The organism is uncultured Campylobacter sp. (assembly GCF_938045405.1).
Lineage (GTDB): Bacteria > Campylobacterota > Campylobacteria > Campylobacterales > Campylobacteraceae > Campylobacter_B.
The window spans coordinates 1-1,051 of record NZ_CALIMW010000245.1; the positions used below are offsets into that span (position 1 = coordinate 1).

The following is a 1,051-nucleotide window of genomic DNA, read 5'->3' on the forward strand; positions in this document are numbered from 1 at the left end:
ATGGGCTTTCGCGAGAGCAAGCGGAGCGGATATTGGATAAAAAGATGGATGAGACGGAGCGGATCAGAACGACAGGGGCGCCGAGATTACTACTGCACGCGAATACAATTTGCTTCGAACTAGGCGGAGAGCGATATGAGATAAAAAGCAAATTCGATGCCGCAAGAGAGTTTTATAATTTCGCGAAAATCGGTAAAATTTAGGTAACTTAATAAAATCTGGATGCTTTGGTGGATCAGATAAATTTTTAAGATAAGAATTTATTTTGTGCGCGTATTTAAAAGCTTGGCGGGTACAAAATTTCTTGGAATTTTCGCGTAGCTTTTAATGAGATTTGTTAAAAGGTTGAATATGGCGTGCGTCATAAATCAAATAAGTCAAATCTAGTTATATTCGCTAAAGCGCAAGGCGGGATGATAAATTCTACTACAATGATAAGGCGCCTAGACGTACATTTATTGTAAGCACGTTTTGTTTTTGAATTTTATTAGTTTTTTACGCCTTACGATATGCCATAAAATTTTAAAATTTTAGCAATTACTCGCTTTGCCGCAATCTATAGCGCTAGGACAAATTTCTTTTATGCGGCGCGTTAACCTATCATTCTGATAAGTCTTTTATTTGGTTTAAATTCTTGATTTTATTGAGTGGTCTTTTAGAACTTTGAAAAATTCTGTTTTAAAATCTCTTCTAATAAAATTAGAATTTAGGAAAATAATTTTTGGCTGCTATCGCACGCGGCTAAATTTATATAAACGCGGATCCGATTGCCATAAGGCATGTAGCTAAATGCGTATTTATACCCTATAATCGTCATAATTTCGCAACTTACGCAAAGTTTCAAATAAACAATTATTTTAAACTAAATTCAAATAGCCATAAACGCTACTTCTGCTTCGCCGATATTAATGACTTCGCCTTTGCGCGTCATCACGCCTAGACCGTGCTCCATGTCCCACGAGCAGCTAAACTGAAAGCCGATTTTCGCGCCGTCTAGGATATAGATATTTTGCAGCTCCAATAGTTCGCTAAGCTCCTGCGGCGTAGCGAC

General features: G+C 37.5%; 2 pseudogenes. One reads left to right on the plus strand and one right to left on the minus strand.

The window, feature by feature from the left end:
* Positions 1-203: pseudogene (locus tag Q0140_RS10130) on the plus strand (RNA pseudouridine synthase); the annotation flags it as partial.
* A gap of 665 nt (positions 204-868) precedes the next feature.
* On the opposite strand, the pseudogene Q0140_RS10135 reads toward Q0140_RS10130, so the two are convergent.
* Positions 869-1,051: pseudogene (locus tag Q0140_RS10135) on the minus strand (hypothetical protein); the annotation flags it as partial.